At 74.3% G+C, this 15,889-nt stretch carries 15 protein-coding genes; 12 read left to right on the forward strand and 3 right to left on the reverse strand.

Annotated features, from left to right (window positions below):
• Window positions 1-38: 38 nt before the first annotated feature.
• From mfd to C5N14_RS24920, 4 genes are all read left to right on the forward strand, one after another.
• A complete protein-coding gene (gene mfd / locus C5N14_RS24905; RefSeq protein ID WP_117671308.1) occupies window positions 39-3,719 on the forward strand; it encodes a transcription-repair coupling factor in 3,681 nt (1,226 codons plus the stop codon).
• A 98-nt stretch (window positions 3,720-3,817) separates the two neighbouring features.
• On the forward strand, window positions 3,818-4,621 hold the full coding sequence (locus tag C5N14_RS24910; RefSeq protein WP_117671224.1) for a hypothetical protein: 804 nt from the start codon (window positions 3,818-3,820) through the stop codon (window positions 4,619-4,621).
• On the forward strand, window positions 4,618-5,604 hold the full coding sequence (locus C5N14_RS24915) for a nucleoside triphosphate pyrophosphohydrolase (protein ID WP_117671226.1): 987 nt from the start codon (window positions 4,618-4,620) through the stop codon (window positions 5,602-5,604). The genes C5N14_RS24910 and C5N14_RS24915 overlap by 4 nt, the downstream gene beginning before the upstream one ends.
• 107 nt (window positions 5,605-5,711) lie before the next feature.
• Complete coding sequence (locus tag C5N14_RS24920; RefSeq protein WP_117671228.1) at window positions 5,712-7,331, forward strand: DUF885 domain-containing protein; 1,620 nt, start codon at window positions 5,712-5,714, stop codon at window positions 7,329-7,331.
• Window positions 7,332-7,342: 11 nt separating this feature from the next.
• Here the strand turns inward: C5N14_RS24920 and C5N14_RS24925 are convergent, their stop codons facing one another.
• Entirely contained in the window at window positions 7,343-8,155 is an 813-nt protein-coding gene (locus tag C5N14_RS24925; RefSeq protein ID WP_243640008.1) for an NAD(+) diphosphatase, read from the reverse strand.
• A 32-nt stretch (window positions 8,156-8,187) separates the two neighbouring features.
• Window positions 8,188-8,880: a hypothetical protein gene (locus tag C5N14_RS24930; RefSeq protein ID WP_117671232.1), complete on the reverse strand. Its 693-nt coding sequence runs from the start codon at window positions 8,878-8,880 to the stop codon at window positions 8,188-8,190.
• Between the two features lie 214 nt (window positions 8,881-9,094).
• Between C5N14_RS24930 and eno the strand changes: the two genes are divergently transcribed.
• Genes eno through C5N14_RS24960 form a run of 6 tightly spaced genes read left to right on the forward strand, consistent with a single transcriptional unit; the run spans window position 9,095 to window position 14,412 of the window.
• Window positions 9,095-10,378: a phosphopyruvate hydratase gene (eno, locus tag C5N14_RS24935; RefSeq protein WP_117671234.1), complete on the forward strand. Its 1,284-nt coding sequence runs from the start codon at window positions 9,095-9,097 to the stop codon at window positions 10,376-10,378.
• 34 nt (window positions 10,379-10,412) lie between these two features.
• Window positions 10,413-11,045: a septum formation initiator family protein gene (locus C5N14_RS24940; RefSeq protein ID WP_117671310.1), complete on the forward strand. Its 633-nt coding sequence runs from the start codon at window positions 10,413-10,415 to the stop codon at window positions 11,043-11,045.
• Window positions 11,046-11,083: 38 nt separating this feature from the next.
• Window positions 11,084-11,641 carry a DUF501 domain-containing protein gene (locus C5N14_RS24945; RefSeq protein ID WP_117671312.1) on the forward strand — a complete coding sequence of 186 codons (558 nt, stop codon included), beginning with the start codon at window positions 11,084-11,086 and terminating at the stop codon, window positions 11,639-11,641.
• A gap of 2 nt (window positions 11,642-11,643) precedes the next feature.
• Window positions 11,644-12,153, forward strand: a complete 510-nt coding sequence (locus tag C5N14_RS24950) for an amino-acid N-acetyltransferase (RefSeq protein ID WP_117671236.1) — start codon at window positions 11,644-11,646, stop codon at window positions 12,151-12,153.
• A gap of 31 nt (window positions 12,154-12,184) precedes the next feature.
• Window positions 12,185-13,462 carry a hypothetical protein gene (locus C5N14_RS24955; protein WP_207892863.1) on the forward strand — a complete coding sequence of 426 codons (1,278 nt, stop codon included), beginning with the start codon at window positions 12,185-12,187 and terminating at the stop codon, window positions 13,460-13,462.
• Between the two features lie 8 nt (window positions 13,463-13,470).
• Window positions 13,471-14,412 (forward strand): Ppx/GppA phosphatase family protein, encoded by a 942-nt coding sequence (locus C5N14_RS24960; protein ID WP_117671238.1) that lies wholly within the window; start codon window positions 13,471-13,473, stop codon window positions 14,410-14,412.
• 105 nt (window positions 14,413-14,517) lie between these two features.
• On the opposite strand, the gene C5N14_RS24965 is transcribed toward C5N14_RS24960, so the two are convergent.
• Window positions 14,518-14,709 (reverse strand): hypothetical protein, encoded by a 192-nt coding sequence (locus C5N14_RS24965; protein WP_201753284.1) that lies wholly within the window; start codon window positions 14,707-14,709, stop codon window positions 14,518-14,520.
• A gap of 285 nt (window positions 14,710-14,994) precedes the next feature.
• On the opposite strand from C5N14_RS24965, the gene C5N14_RS24970 reads away from it, so the two are divergent.
• Both C5N14_RS24970 and C5N14_RS24975 read left to right on the forward strand, forming a co-directional pair.
• On the forward strand, window positions 14,995-15,198 hold the full coding sequence (locus tag C5N14_RS24970) for a hypothetical protein (RefSeq protein WP_128763655.1): 204 nt from the start codon (window positions 14,995-14,997) through the stop codon (window positions 15,196-15,198).
• Between the two features lie 60 nt (window positions 15,199-15,258).
• A complete protein-coding gene (locus C5N14_RS24975) occupies window positions 15,259-15,483 on the forward strand; it encodes a hypothetical protein (protein ID WP_117671242.1) in 225 nt (74 codons plus the stop codon).
• The last annotated feature ends 406 nt before the right edge of the window (window positions 15,484-15,889 follow it).

Here is a 15,889-nt window from a genome sequence, read left to right on the forward strand (position 1 = left end):
GTCGTGTGCCACGACCGCGTCACTGGGAAGTGATCGAATTGCTCACCGGACTCTTCGCCGCCGCTCTGGCCAACCCCGGGCTGGTCCGGGCGCGTGACCTGGCGCGCTCCGGTGCCGCCCAGGTCGACGGGCTGGACCTGACCGCCCCGGCGGCGCTGCGCCCGTTCGCCGTCGCCGCCGTCGCCGCCGACCCGGTCACCCCCGGGCCCGACGGGAGCGCGGGCTCAGGTGGGGGCGCGGGGCGGCCGGTGCTGGCCGTGACCGCCACCAGCCGGGAGGCCGACGACCTGGCCTCGGCGCTGGGCAGCCTGCTCCCGGCCGAGCAGGTCGCCGTCTTCCCGTCCTGGGAGACCCTGCCGCACGAGCGGCTCTCGCCCCGCTCCGACACCGTCGGCCGGCGGCTGGCGGTGCTGCGCCGGCTCGCCCACCCCGACGCCGTCGACGCGCACGGGCGCAGCGGGCCGCTGCGGGTGGTCGTCGCGCCGGTCCGCTCGCTGCTCCAGCCGCAGCTCAAGGGCCTCGGCGACCTGGAACCGGTGCAGCTCGCCGCCGGCGACGAGGCGGACCTGGAGCAGGTCGCCCGCCGGCTCACCGACATGGCGTACGCCCGGGTCGACCTGGTCACCAAGCGCGGCGAGTTCGCGGTGCGCGGCGGCATCCTCGACGTCTTCCCGCCCACCGACGAGCACCCGTCCCGCGTCGAGTTCTGGGGCGACGAGGTGGAGGAGATCCGCACCTTCGCCGTCGCCGACCAGCGGACCATCGCGGCCGTACCGGCGCTGTGGGCGCCGCCGTGCCGGGAGCTGCTGCTCACCCCGGCCGTCCGGAAGCGGGCCGCCGCCCTGGCGCAGGAGCACCCCGAGCTGGCCGAGATCCTGGACAAGCTGACCGAGGGCATCCCGGTCGAGGGGATGGAGTCCCTGGCCCCGGCGCTGGTCGGCGCGGACTCGCTGGAGCTGCTGCTGGACTGCATGCCGGCCGGCACCCACGTGCTGCTCTGCGACCCCGAGCGGATCCGCACCCGGGCGCACGACCTGGTCCGTACCTCGGAGGAGTTCCTCCAGGCGAGCTGGGCCGCCGCCGCCGTCGGTGGCCAGGCCCCGGTCGACCTCGGCGCCGCCGCCTTCAGGACCCTGGCCGACGTACGCGCGGCAGCCCGCGCCCTGCGCCGCCCCTGGTGGACCCTCGCCCCGTTCGGCCTGGTCGAGGCGGACGCGCCGGCACCGGCCCGGCAGCCCTGGGAGGACGATCCGGTCGAGGTCGACGTCACCGGGGACGACGCGATCGCGGTGACCCTGGCCGCCCAGCCCGCCCCGCTCTACCACGGCGAGACCGCCCGGGTGGTCGAGGACCTCAAGCGCTGGGCCGGCGAGGGCTGGGCGGCGGCGCTGGTCTTCGAGGGCCACGGCCCCGCCCAGCGGGCCGTCGAGGTGATCCGCGACGCCGGCCTCGGCGCCCGGTTCACCGACCAGGTGCCGGCCGCGCCCGCCCCCGGCGAGCTGCTGGTCACCTGCGGCAGCCTGACCAGCGGTTTCGTCGACGAGGCGGCCCGGTTCGTGCTGCTCACCGGCGACGACGTCACCGGCGGCCGGGGCACCTCGACCCGGGACATGCGCAGGATGCCGAGCCGGCGGCGCAACACCATCGACCCGCTGGAGCTGAAGGCCGGCGACCACGTGGTGCACGAGCAGCACGGCATCGGCCGGTACGTCGAGCTGGTGCAGCGCACCGTCAACGGCGCGTCCCGGGAGTACCTGGTCATCGAGTACGCCGCGAGCAAGCGCGGCCAGCCCGGCGACCGGTTGTTCGTCCCCACCGACCAGCTCGACCAGCTCTCCCGGTACGTCGGCGGCGAGCAGCCCACCCTGCACAAGATGGGCGGCGCGGACTGGCAGAAGTCCAAGGCCCGGGCCCGCAAGGCGGTCAGGGAGATCGCCGCCCAGCTCATCCAGCTCTACGCCGCCCGGAAGGCGTCCAAGGGGCACGCGTTCGCCCCGGACACCCCGTGGCAGCGCGAGCTGGAGGACGCCTTCCCCTGGCAGGAGACGCCCGACCAGCTCGCCGCCATCGACGAGGTCAAGCGGGACATGGAGCAGGTCGTCCCGATGGACCGGCTGATCTGCGGCGACGTCGGGTACGGCAAGACCGAGATCGCGGTGCGGGCGGCGTTCAAGGCGGTGCAGGACGGCAAGCAGGTGGCCGTGCTGGTGCCCACCACGCTGCTGGTGCAGCAGCACTACAACACGTTCGCCGAGCGGATGAGTCAGTTCCCGATCCAGATCCGGCAACTGTCCCGCTTCCAGACCCCGAAGGAGTCCGAGCGGACCCTGGAGATGGTCGCCGACGGCACCGTCGACATCGTCATCGGCACCCACCGGCTGCTCCAGACCGCCACCCGGTTCAAGTCCCTCGGCCTGGTGGTCGTCGACGAGGAGCAGCGCTTCGGCGTCGAGCACAAGGAGCACCTGAAGACGCTGCGCGCCTCGGTCGACGTGCTGAGCATGTCGGCCACCCCGATCCCGCGGACGCTGGAGATGGCGATCACCGGCATCCGGGAGATGTCGACCATCGCCACCCCGCCGGAGGAGCGGCACCCGGTGCTGACCTTCGTCGGGGCGTACGACGACCGGCAGGTGGCCGCGTCCATCCACCGCGAGCTGCTCCGCGACGGCCAGGTGTTCTACCTGCACAACCGGGTCGAGTCGATCGAGAGGACGGCGCGGAGGCTCCGCGAGCTGGTGCCCGAGGCCCGGGTGGCGGTGGCGCACGGCCAGATGGGCGAGGAGGCGCTGGAGAAGGTCATGGTCGGCTTCTGGGAGAAGGAGTTCGACGTCCTGGTCTGCACCACGATCGTGGAGTCGGGCATCGACATCCCGAACGCCAACACCCTGATCGTGGAGCGCGCCGACCTGCTCGGCCTGGCCCAGCTCCACCAGATCCGCGGCCGGGTCGGCCGGGGCCGGGAGCGGGCGTACGCGTACTTCCTCTACCCGCCGGAGAAGCCGCTCACCGAGCACGCCCACGAGCGGCTGGCCACCATCGCCCAGCACACCGAGCTGGGCGCCGGCATGTACGTGGCGATGAAGGACCTGGAGATCCGGGGCGCGGGCAACCTGCTCGGCGGCGAGCAGTCCGGCCACATCGAGGGCGTCGGCTTCGACCTGTACGTCCGGATGGTCGGCGAGGCGGTGCAGGCGTTCAAGGGCGAGCGCCCCGAGGAGGAGACCGACGTCAAGATCGACCTGCCGGTCGACGCGCACCTGCCGCACGACTACGTCGGGGTGGAGCGGCTGCGCCTGGAGATGTACCGCAAGCTCGCCGAGGCCCGCGACGACGAGCGGCTGCGCGAGGTGGTCGCCGAGATGACCGACCGGTACGGCGAGCCGCCCGCCCCGGTGCAGAACCTGGTCGCGGTGGCCCGGTTCCGGCTGCTGGCCCGCCGGTACGGCCTCACCGACGTCTCGATGCAGGGCAAGCACCTGCGGTTCGGCCCGCTGCCGCTGCCCGACTCCAAGCAGCTCCGGCTCAAGCGGTACCACCCCGACTCGGTCTACAAGACCGCGCTCGACCAGGTCAGCGTGCCCCGGCCGAGCACCCGACGGGTGGGCGGCGAGCCGCTGCGCGACCAGGCGCTGCTGGAGTGGTGCGCGCAACTGCTTAAGGACGTGCTGGGCGATCCGGCCCCCGCGGCCCAGTCGGCCGGGGCGGGCGCCCGGTGAGCCGGCGCGCGGGCGCGGCGGGTCGGCGCGTGCGGTGACCAGCCCCGGGGCGGTGGGCGGCGGCATCGCCGGTGGGCCCGCATGAGAGAGTGACGGTCATGCGTGCTCGCCGTCTCATCGCCGCCGCCAGCGTCGCGGCCCTCGGTGTCCTCTCCCTCGGTGCGTGCGGGAAGTCCGCGCCGGACGTCGCCGCGTACGTCGGCGACACGCGGTACTCCGTCGACCGGGTGGACGAGATCTACGACAACGCCCAGAGCCTGTATGCCGCCGCCGTGAGCGCCGAGGCCGGGCAGACCGGGGCCACCCCGTCGCCGGAGCAGCTACGCTCCTCGGTGACCCGGCAGGACGTGCTGAACCTGCTGGTCAGCATCGAGCTGGGCAAGCGGGTGGTGGCCGCGCAGGGCCTCCAGGTGCCCGACGAGGTCAAGCCGGAGCAGTTGGAGCAGCAGCTCCGGATCCCGGCCGCCGCCGAGTACGCGAAGCTGTGGGGCGAGTGGGTGGACATCTCCGCCGTGCTGGGCGCGAAGCTGCCCCCGGTCGAGGTGAGCGACAAGTCGATCATGGCCGTCTACCACGCCATCGAGCGGACCGGGGCGATCCAGTCCGGGCTGAGCGTCGCCGAGGTCCGGCAGGCGTTCGGCGAGACCGGCGAGGGCGGCGGGGGCAGCTTCGTGCGCGGCGCCACCGCGCTCAGCTCGGCCCTCCAGGAGGAGGCGGCGAAGGCCGGCGCCTCGATCAACCCCCGGTACCGGCCGATCGGCGTGCCGTCGGTGGTCAGCACCGGCCAGTCGCTGGTCTTCTACTCGCTGCCGTACATCGACGAGGACGGCCCGGTCACCGACATCTCCACCCCCGAGGCCCCGGCCGGGGAGTCGGCCGCCCCGGCCACCCCCGGGGTATGACGGCCCGGATCGTCCTGCTGGTCACCTCGCCCCGGCTTCCGGTCGGGCTGCTGACCGCCGCCGCCTGGGACGTCGTCCGCGGCAACCCGGTGCTGGCCGGCGCGGAGAGCGAGCTGACCGCCGCGGTGCGGGCGGCGGGCGGCGAGGTGACCGTGCCGGACGGCCCGGCGACGCCGGCGCTGTTGGCCGCGGCGGCGGCGCACGGCGCGGTGGTCTGGCTGGCCGGCCCGGCCGGCGACGAGGCACTGGCCCGGGAGCTGGGGCTGCGGCTGGCCCGCGAGCCGGGCCTGGCCGAGCTGGAGCTGATGTACGGCTCGTGGGACCCGCCCGGGGCCCGGCTGCTCGACGCGGTCGAGGTGATGGACCGGCTGGCCTCGCCCGGCGGCGACCCGTGGAAGCGGGCGCAGACCCACCACAGCCTCGCCGGCTTCCTGATCGAGGAGTGCTACGAGGCGTACGACGCCATCGGCGCCGACGACACCGACGCGCTCCGCGAGGAGCTGGGCGACGTGCTGCTCCAGGTGCTGCTGCACGCCCGGCTGGCCGAGGAACTGCCCGAGGGCGAGCGGTGGAACGTCGACGACGTGGCCGGCGGCCTGGTCGACAAGATGGTCCGGCGCAACCCGCACGTCTTCGCCGACGACCGGGCCACCACCCTGGACGAGATCACCGCCAACTGGGAACGGATCAAGCGGGAGGAGAAGGCCCGGGACTCGGTGCTGGACGGCATCGCGCCGAGCCTGCCCGCGCTCGCCCTGGCCGGCAAGATCCTGGAGCGCGCCGCCCGCGCCGGCCTGGCCGTACCTCCGCCCCTGGCCGACTCCCAGGTCGACCCGGAGGCGCGACTCGGCGCGAGCCTGCTGGCCACGGTCGCGGCGGCCCGCGACGCGGGCCTGGACCCGGAGGCCGCCCTGCGCCGCGCCGCCCTGGCGTACGCGGACGCCGTCCGCAAGTCCGAGTCCCCACCTCCCCCGTCACCGTGAGTTGATCAAGAGGTTCACGTCGCGATCCGGCCCGAACCTCTTGATCATCGAGCCGGGCCGGGCCGGGCCGGGCCGGTGGGGCAGGGCGCGGTCGGTAGGGTCGGGGGGTGGAAGAGTTCGTGCCGCTCGCGGAGCGGGTTGTCGATGCGGTGCTGGAGTCGCGGCCTGGCCTTGCCGCGTCCGCCGGCGACCATCGGTGCGACGGGCGGCTGCCGGACCTGTCCGCCGACGCCGTCGCCGCCGACCGGGGGATGCTCCGGGACGCGGCCGACGCGCTCGCCGAGCTGGACCCGGACTCCCTCGACGTCGACGAGCGGGTCGACCACGCCCTGCTCACCGCCCTGATCGACCGGGAGCTGTTCGAGGCCGACGAGATCCGGGCGCACGAGTGGGACCCGCTGCGGCACAACCCGGGCCCGCTGCTGCACGCCCTGCTCGCCCGCCCGTACGCCCCGGCCGAGGTGCGGCTGACCAGCCTGGCGGGCCGGCTCGCGGCCGTACCGGACGCCCTGGCGACCGCGCGCGCGACGCTGCGCGACATGCCCCGGGTGCACGCCGAGACGGCGGTCGGGCAGTTCACCGGCACGGCGGCGCTGGTCCGCGACGAGGTGCCCCGGCTGCTGGCCGAGGCGCCCGCGCTGTACGACCGGGTGGAACCGGCGGCGACCGCGGCGATCGCCGCGCTGGAGGAGTTCGTGGCCTGGCTGCGCATCGGCCTGGCGGCCGACGCCGGCCCGGGGCGCGACCCCCGGCTCGGCCGGCGGCGCTGGGAGGCCCGGCTCTGGCACACCCTCGACACCGAGCTGGGCGCCGCCGAGGTGCAGCGCCGCGCCTGGGCCAACCTGGAGCGGGTCACCGCCGAGATCCGCGAGGCGGCCGTCGAGCTGGTCGGCGGCCCGGCCGACGACGAGACGGTACGCCGGGCGCTGGACCTGCTGGCCGCCGAGCACCCCGACGACCACACCATCGTCGACCTGGCCTCGGGAACCCTCGACGAGGCGACCGACTTCGTCCGCGCGCACGACCTGGTAACCCTGGTCGACGACCCGTGCGTGATCCAGGAGATGCCCCAGTTCGCCCGGGGCGTGGCGGTGGCGTACTGCGACTCGCCCGGCCCGCTGGAGACGGCGGCCGTGCCCACGTTCTACTGCATCGCGCCCACCCCGGCGGACTGGCCGGCGGCCCGGGTCGAGTCGTTCTACCGCGAGTACAACAACCACATGATCCGCAACCTGACCGTGCACGAGGCGATGCCGGGGCACTTCCTCCAGCTCGCCCACGCCCGCCGGTACGCCGGTTCCACCCGGGTCCGGGCGCTCGCCGAGTCCGGGCCGTTCATCGAGGGCTGGGCGGTGTACGCCGAGGAGCTGATGGCCGGCCTCGGCTTCGGCGGCCTGCCGGTGCGGTTGCAGCAGCTCAAGATGCAGCTCCGGATGACCATCAACGCGCTGCTCGACCAGCTCGTGCACTGCGACGACCTGCCCGAGTCGGAGGCGATGGCGCTGATGACGGGCCGGGGCTTCCAGGAGGAGGGCGAGGCGGCCGGCAAGTGGCGGCGGGCCCTGCTCACCTCCACCCAGCTCTCCACCTACTTCGTGGGCTACAGCGAGATCGCCGAGATCGCCGCGCTGCGCCCCGCCGGGGTGTCGGTGCGCGAGTGGCACGACGCGATGCTCGCCCACGACTGCCCGCCCCCGCGCCACCTGCGCACCCTGGTCGGCGGGTGAGGAGGGGCGGGTCAGCCCGCCGGACGGGCGGCGACGTGGTCGACCAGCCACCGGGAGATCGAGTACGCCGAGGGCAGCTCCGCCGGCAGCGCGTCGAGCGGGAACCAGCGGGCCTGCACCAGCTCCCTCCCGTCGACGACCGGCTCGGCGGCCGGGTCGGCGGCGGTCGCGGTGAAGCCGGCCAGCAGCACCCCCGGCCCGGACACCGCCCAGGGCTGGCTGCCGAAGTAGGAGACCTGGTCGAGGGTCAGCCCCACCTCCTCGCCGACCTCCCGGCGGGCCGCCGCCTCCAGCGACTCGCCGGCCTCCACGTACCCGGCGACCAGCGCCCACAGCTCCGCCGGCCCGTCCGCGTGCCGCACCAGCAGCAGCTCGTCCGGGCTGCCGGCCGGGCCGGGCCGGGTGATCGCCACCAGCACGGCGGCGGAGAGCTGCATCGGCACGTACAGGCCGCAGTCGGGGCAGCGCCGGGACTGCTCGCCCGGCACGTCGGCCAGCTCGGCCCGGCACGCCCCGCACCACCGGTGGGTACGCCGCCAGGTGAGCACGGCCAGCGCCCGGCCGGCCAGGTCGGCCAGCGGGGCGGGCAGCTCGGCGGCGAGCGCCCGCCAGCTCCGCCAGCGACCCGGGTGGGCCTCCTCGCCGGCCAGCTCGGCACCCCAGGCGGGCACCCCGTCGAGGGTGCCGAGCGGCACCCAGGCGGTGTCGGCGGGCAGCTCGGCCACCCGGGGAAAGCCCTCCGCGCCGGTCAGCAGCTTCCGCCCGGCCACCACCAGGGCGAGGTCCCCGGGCTGCGGCGTCCCGGCCCGGTCGGCCCCTGGCACGAACCCGCCCCGGAGGGGCGTCGGCCCGGCGGTCACGAGCTGACGGAACGACGGTCGACCACGCCGGCGCCGGCCGGCAGCGCGAAGCTCGCCCCGTCGACCGTGTCGCTGTAGCGGGTCAGGGCCAGCTCCACCGGCCGGTCGTCGAGCTTGCCGGTGAAGCTGCCGAGCACGCCCTCGGTGGTCACGCAGGCGGTGAAGTCGCCGGCCGAGCGCTGCACCTCCAGGCAGGTGGCGTGGTGCCCGGCGAGGGTGGTGTCGTTCTGGGCGACGACCGCCTCCGGGTCGAGCGCGGCCTCGGTGAGCAGCCCGAGCACCACCGGCGGGGTGACCAGGCCCCGCTGGTTGGCCTCGGTGAACAGGGCCACCGAGGGCTTCGCCGTGGTCGCGGGCGGGGCGAGCAGGGTGCACACGGTCCGGGCCCCGCCGGTCTCGCACCGGGTGGTGGCCTCGGCGGTGACGGTCAGCCTCCCGCCCGGCCAGGTGTACGCCGAGCGGGCCGGGTCCTGGCCCTGGGCGATGGAGGCGGTCCGGCCGCCGGAGAGCTGGTAGTCGGCCGAGTAGGTCAGCTCCAACGCCCGGTCCAGCCGGGCGGCGAGGTCGTTGACCAGGTCCGCCCGCCCGATCGCCCGTCCGGCGTCGTCGAGGGCCTGGCAGCCGGTGACCGAGAGCGACGCGATGACCGACAGGGCGAGCGCGCGGAGCGTGGTCGATGCGGCGGGCATGGCGACCAGCCTTGTCGATCGGGTCCGTGTCGCGCAAACCCGTTGCCGGTTGAGGGCCGAGAATCCGGGAATGTCCGACGTCGGCCCTCCGCCCCGGTACGCCGGGCGACGCGGTGCGCCGAGCCGCCGCCCGATACGCTGCGTTCAACACCTGCCTCAGCCGCACCGTCGCGGCCCATACCGGACCGGAACCACACATACGAGGAGCGACTCAGTGGCAACCATCGAGGGAATCGTCGCCCGGGAGATTCTCGACTCGCGGGGCAACCCGACGGTCGAGGTCGAGGTCGGGCTCGACGACGGCACGATCGCCCGCGCCGCGGTGCCGTCCGGCGCCTCCACCGGCGCCTTCGAGGCGATCGAGCTGCGCGACGGTGACGCCGGCCGCTACCAGGGCAAGGGCGTCGAGAAGGCGGTCTCGAACATCGAAGACAGGATCGTCGACCAGCTCATCGGGTACGAGGCCAGCGAGCAGCGGCTGATCGACCAGAAGATGCTGGACATCGACGGCACGGACAACAAGGGCGAGCTGGGCGCGAACGCCATCCTGGGCGTCTCCCTGGCGGTGGCCAAGGCGGCGGCCGGCAGCGCCGAGCTGAGCCTCTTCCGCTACCTGGGCGGCCCGAACGCGCACCTGCTCCCGGTGCCGATGATGAACATCCTCAACGGTGGGGCGCACGCCGACTCCAACGTCGACATCCAGGAGTTCATGATCGCGCCGATCGGCGCGCCCAGCTTCCGCGAGGCGCTGCGCTCCGGCGCGGAGGTCTACCACGCGCTGAAGTCCGTGCTGAAGAAGAAGGACCTCTCCACCGGGCTCGGTGACGAGGGCGGCTTCGCCCCCAACCTGCCCACCAACGCCGCCGCGCTGGACCTGATCGCCGAGGCGGTCGAGAAGGCCGGGTACCGGCTGGGCACCGACATCGTCTTCGCCCTGGACGTGGCCGCCACCGAGTTCTTCGACAACGGCACGTACACGTTCGAGGGCGTGGCCAAGTCCGCCGAGGAGATGAGCAACTACTACACCAAGCTCGTCGGCGACTACCCCATCGTCTCCATCGAGGACCCGCTGTCCGAGGACGACTGGAGCGGCTGGGCCACCCTCACCGCCGCCGTCGGCGACCGGATCCAGATCGTCGGCGACGACCTGTTCGTCACCAACCCGCAGCGCATCGCCCGGGGCATCGCCGAGCGGGCCGCCAACGCGGTGCTGGTGAAGGTCAACCAGATCGGCTCGCTCACCGAGACCCTCGACGCGGTCGAGCTGGCCCACCGGGCCGGCTTCTCCTGCATGATGAGCCACCGGTCCGGCGAGACCGAGGACACCACCATCGCCGACCTGGCGGTGGCCACCGGCTGCGGCCAGATCAAGACCGGCGCGCCGGCCCGCTCCGACCGGGTGGCCAAGTACAACCAGCTCCTGCGGATCGAGGAGGAGTTGGCCGACGCGGCGCGCTACGCCGGGGCGGGCGCCTTCCCGCGTTACCGTTCCGCCTGAGACGCCCACCGAGCCTCGGGGGAGGGGTGTGACGATGCAGCAGCGCCGCACGCCGGGTGGTCAGCGTCCCGCCCGCCGGCCGGGTCACTCCGGCCGGCCGGGCGGGGCCCGTGCCCGGACGTCGACCCGCGACGGCGTCCGCGCGGAGGCGCGCGCCGCCGGCCGGTCGCCCGGCTCGGCCCGCGCCGCCGACCAGGTACGCTCCGCGAACCGCCCCGCCGCGGCCCGTCGCACGGCGGCCGGCGGCAGCGTCAAGCGGCTCTCCGCACCCCACCCCCGGCGCTTCACCGGGCGGGCCACCGTGCTCTTCGCGGTGCTGATCGCCCTCGCCCTCGCCTACACCTACCCCGTCCGGGTCTACCTGGACCAGCAGGCGGACATCGAGCGGATGGAGGCGGCCCAGGCCGCCCAGCGGCAGCTCATCGCCGACCTGTCCGCCGAGGCGGACAAGTGGCAGGACGACGAGTACATCCGCATCCAGGCCCGGGAGCGGTTCTACATGGTCTACCCGGGCGAGGTCCCGGTGATCGTGCTCAACGACCCGGCCGGCGCGGCCCGGGACGCGGGCGGCGGGAAACCCCCCGCCCAGCCGCAGGCCCCCGACCCCTGGTACGACACCCTGTGGTCGAGCGTGCGGGCGGCGAACGCCGACCGCCCCGGCCAGTGAGCACAGCACCGACTGGGCACCGACGAAAGATGGGCACCGTGACTGTCGTACCCCCGCAGCACCCGGCGGCGGACTCCGTACCCCCGCCGGACCGGAAACCGGCCACCGAGCGCGACCTGGCCGCGGTGGCCGCCCAGCTCGGACGCACCCCGCGCGGCACCCGGGCGGTCGCCCACCGCTGCCCCTGCGGCCTGCCCGACGTGGTGGAGACGACCCCGCGCCTGGCCGACGGGACGCCCTTCCCGACGCTGTTCTACCTGACCTGTCCCCGGGCGACCGCCGCGTGCAGCCGGCTGGAGTCGGCCGGGCTGATGAAGGAGATGGCCGAGCGGCTGGCCGCCGACCCGGAGCTGGCCGCCCGGTATCGGGCGGCGCACGAGGACTACCTGGCCCGGCGGGACGCGATCGGCGAGGTGCCGGAGATCGCCGGCATCTCGGCCGGCGGCATGCCCGGCCGGGTGAAGTGCCTGCACGTGCACCTCGGCCACGCCCTCGGCGCGGGCCCGGGGGTCAACCCGTTCGGCGACGAGACGCTGGCGCTGGTGGAGAAGTGGTGGGCCGTCGGTCCCTGCGTGGACGTGCCGGCGGGCGAGTGAGCATGCCGGCGCCCGACGAACTCGCGGTGCGCCGCGCCCGCACCTCGGATGTGCGCGGCATCCGGCGGCTGGTGGACACCTACACCGACGACCGGCGGCTGCTCAGCAAGGCCACCGTCACCCTGTACGAGGACGTGCAGGAGTTCCGGGTGGTCGACGACGGCGGCGCGGTGGTCGGCTGCGGGGCGCTGCACGTGATGTGGGAGGACCTGGCCGAGATCCGCACGGTCGCCGTCGACCCGGCGTACCGGGGCCGGCGGCTCGGGCACCGGATCGTCGGCGAGCTGATCGACGCGGCCCGGGAGATCGGGGTGGCCCGGATCTTCGTGCTCACCTTCGAGACCCGGTTCTTCGGCTCGTTCGGCTTCACCGAGATCGACGGCGCGCCGGTGCCGCAGCCGGTCTACGAGCAGCTCCTACGCTCGTACGACGAGGGTGTCGCGGAGTTCCTGGACCTGGAGCGGGTCAAGCCCAACACCCTCGGCAACACCCGGATGCTGCTGCGCCTGTAGCGCCCTTGATCACCCCGGTCATGCTGTCCTGGTGAGCTTCGTTCGTCGGGTCTGCGCGGTGCTGCTGAGCGCCGTCGCCCTGCTCGGGGCGGTACGCCTCCTGGCGCCGGCCACCGCCGGCCCGGACGGCGAGCCGCCGGGGGTGGCCCGGCAACTCACCTTCCTGCGCGCCGCGCTCGACGACGGCGCGGGCTCCGACGCCCAGGCGCTCTTTCCCGAGGGCTGGTTCTTCGCCCACGCCCTGTACGGGCTGGCCCGGGTCGAGCTGGGCCTGCGCGAGCCCGTCGGGGGGCGGGCCACGGCGCTGCGCGAGGCCCGCTGGGCCCTGGCCCGGCTGGAGTCGCCGGCCGGCACCGCCCCGTTCGACCCCGGCCTGACCCCCGCGTACGGGATCTTCTGGCAGGGCTGGACGAACTGGCTGCGCGGGGGCGTGCTCGCCCTGCAACCGGCGGACCGGCGGGACCCGGCCGAGGCGGCCCGGTTCGCCGAGGCGTCGGCGGCCGTCGGGGCGGCGTTCGACGGGTCCGCCTCGCCGTACCTGGCCGCGTACCCGGGGCAGGCGTGGCCGGTGGACTCCACGGTGGCGGTCGCCTCGCTGCGGCTGCACGACGCGCTGCTGCCGCCCCGCTTCGCCGGCACCGTGACACGCTGGCTGGACGGCGTGCGGCAGCGCCTCGACCCGGGCACCGGGCTGCTGCCGCACCGGGTGGACCTGGCCACCGGCGCCCCGGCCGAGGTGGCCCGGGCGACGTCGCAGAGCGTCATCCAGCGCTTCCTGGTCGACGTCGACCCCGCCTTCGCCCGCGAGCAGTACCTGCGCTTCCGGGACCGGTTCGTGGCCACGCCGCTCGGGCTCGGCCCGGCGGTGCGCGAGTACCCGGACGGGACGGCCGGGCCGGCCGACGTGGACTCCGGGCCGCTGCTGCTCGGGGTGAGCCTGTCGGCCACCGTGGTCACCCTCGGCGCGGCCCAGTCCCAGGGCGACGCCGCGCTCGCCGGGGCGCTGGCCAACTACGGCGACCTCGTCGGCCTGCCCGTGGACACCCCGTCGACCCGCCGGTACGCCCTCGGCGTCCTCCCGGTCGGCGACGCGTTCCTGGCCTGGGCGAAGACCGCCCGCCCGTGGGTCGCCGACCAGCCGGACCCGCCCCCGGCCAGCGTGCGCTGGTGGTGGCGGCTGCCGCTGCTGTCGGCGCTGCTGCTCGCCGGCACGGCCCTGTGGCTGCCGGACCTGCCGCGCCGCCGTCGGGGGCGCGGCGGAACGCGTGACGTGGCGGGCGGGGCGGCTGTCGTAGGGTTGCTGCCGTGACGACGCGCGTGGCCTCCATCGACTGCGGGACCAACTCGATCCGACTGCTGATCGCCGACCTGCCCGACCCCTCCGCCGGGCCGGAGGCACCGCTGGTCGAGCTGAGCCGCCGGATGGAGATCGTCCGGCTCGGCCAGGGCGTCGACCGGACCGGCCGGCTCGCGCCCGAGGCGATCGAGCGGACCCGGGTGGCCCTGGCCTCGTACGCCGCCGAGATCGGGAAGCTGGGCGCGGAGCGGGTGCGGATGTGCGCCACCTCGGCGTCCCGGGACGCCTCCAACGCCGGGGACTTCCGGGCCATGGTCGAGCAGACCCTCGGCGTCACCCCGGAGGTGGTCACCGGCGACGAGGAGGCGCGGCTCTCCTTCACCGGCGCGGTGCGCGGTCTGCCCGCCGACGCGCAGGCGCCGTACCTGGTCGTCGACATCGGCGGCGGCTCCACCGAGTTCGTGGTCGGCACCCGTTCCGGCGGCGTCGAGGCGGCGATCTCGGTGGACATCGGCTGCGTCCGGATGACCGAGCGGCACCTGCACGGCGATCCGCCCGGCGCGGCCGAGGTCGCCGCCGCGCAGGCCGACATCACGGCCGCCGTGGATCGCGCGCTGGAGGCGGTGCCGGGGCGGCAGGCCGCCACCCTGGTCGGGCTCGCCGGCTCGGTCACCACCGTCGTGGCCCTCGCCGAGGGCCTGACCGAGTACGACCCGGAGCGCATCCACCACGCCCGGGTGTCGTACGACGAGGTGGCCCGGGTGACCGTCGACCTGCTCGGCAAGACCCGCGAGCAGCGCCTCGCCACCCCGGTCATGCACCCGGGGCGGGCCGACGTGATCGGGGCGGGCGCCCTGGTGCTCCGGGTGATCATGGAGCGGGCGGGGATGTCCTCGGTGGTCGCCTCGGAGCACGACATCCTCGACGGCATCGCCTGGAGCCTGCTGCCCACCGCCGGCTGACCGACCCCCGGCATCGCCGCTTCTCCGGCCCGGCGTCCGGCGGCTGTCGCCGGCGCTCGACGGCTGACGACTTTAGAGCAACAAGGGGCCCCGCCGGGGTCCTTATCAGTCTGTCGCCAGGTCTGGCCGGTGCTCTTTGATCCACTTCTCGACGTCGGTCTTCCGCCAAATCTGCCCCATCACCAGCACCTGGTAGGGGGCGGGGAAGTCGCGCCGGGAGGCAACCACGGACGCACGGGCACGCGACACACCGCCGAGCATGCCTCGTATCTCAGCGATCCCCACGAACTCACCCATGGGTTGACGGTAGGTATCGGCGATTGTCGGACGATCGATAACAGCGATCGGGGTTGACGACCGCCAACATTGGTATCACGATCGGGGGATGACTACGTCGAACGCGTCGAACGCTGCCGTCGGCCATGGCTGCCGGCCTCGGGTCGTCCGCCTGCCCGCCCCCAAGGTCGGCAGCAGGAGCGCCGGTGGGGACCGGTGGTGATGGAGGAGCACCCTCCGGAGTACCCGGGTGGGCCCTGTCTCGGGTGCGGGGAGCCGTGGCCCTGCATTCCGCGGCGAGCGGCCATGCTGAAGGAATTCGCCAAAGCTCCCAATGAGGCCATCACGTACATGGGTGCGTGGGTTCAGGCGGGCGTTCTGGAGCTGAACAGCCGCAACCGCCCTGTCGACCCAGGCATGTCGGAACGGCATCTGGCGTGGGTTGGTCTCCTGCTGGAGGCTCAAAAAATCGTGGCGGACACGCGTGACCCGGACAAGTCCGATGACTGAGCCTCGGGTGCCGAAGTCGGGAGACTCCTCCACCTCACCCGGGCAGCCAGTGTTCAGTTCGTGAAGCCGATCGTGTTCCGCGTGATTCGGGTTCATGACTGGCCTACGTACGACGGGTGGCTTTGGGCGGACGGCTACCAGCTCGACAGGCGTGGGGACGCGGTTGCCCGGCGGTCCCTGTTCGTCATGGCTGCCGGGTTGCAGTGGCTGAACAATCCGGCCAGTGAGCGGCCGGCCCACCGTCAACCCGTACCCCGGTCTCGTGCACGGGCGCGTGCGGGGTGAAGCCCCAGGATCATTGCGTTGTCGTGGGCGCGGTCCCTGGTTGGCCCGGGGGTCGTGGCCCGGGGTGGAGCTGTGGGTGGGGCGGTCGATGCCGTTGGGGCGGCGCCTATGGAGCTGAGTCGTTTACGTCATCACCGCCGGTCGGGCCACCGCCGTCGCGTTACCCACCGCCCCGTCGGGTCGTCGCTTGCGGTCGCCGATCGCGGCGGGCGTGGGTGATGTCGTATCCGACTCAGCTCCATAGGCACCGGAAGGCATACCAGCCGTTGAGCGGCACCCACGCCAGGGCCCTAGACCTCCTGATCGAAGCGCTCCCGCCCGACTTCGCGATCGCCCTGGGTGAAGCCCGCCGCCCGCTCCACTCGGGCCGCCCCTTGATCGTCTGCTGGTCACCGGCGCGACACGC

Source organism: Micromonospora sp. MW-13 (assembly GCF_003434305.1).
Taxonomy (GTDB): domain Bacteria; phylum Actinomycetota; class Actinomycetes; order Mycobacteriales; family Micromonosporaceae; genus Micromonospora.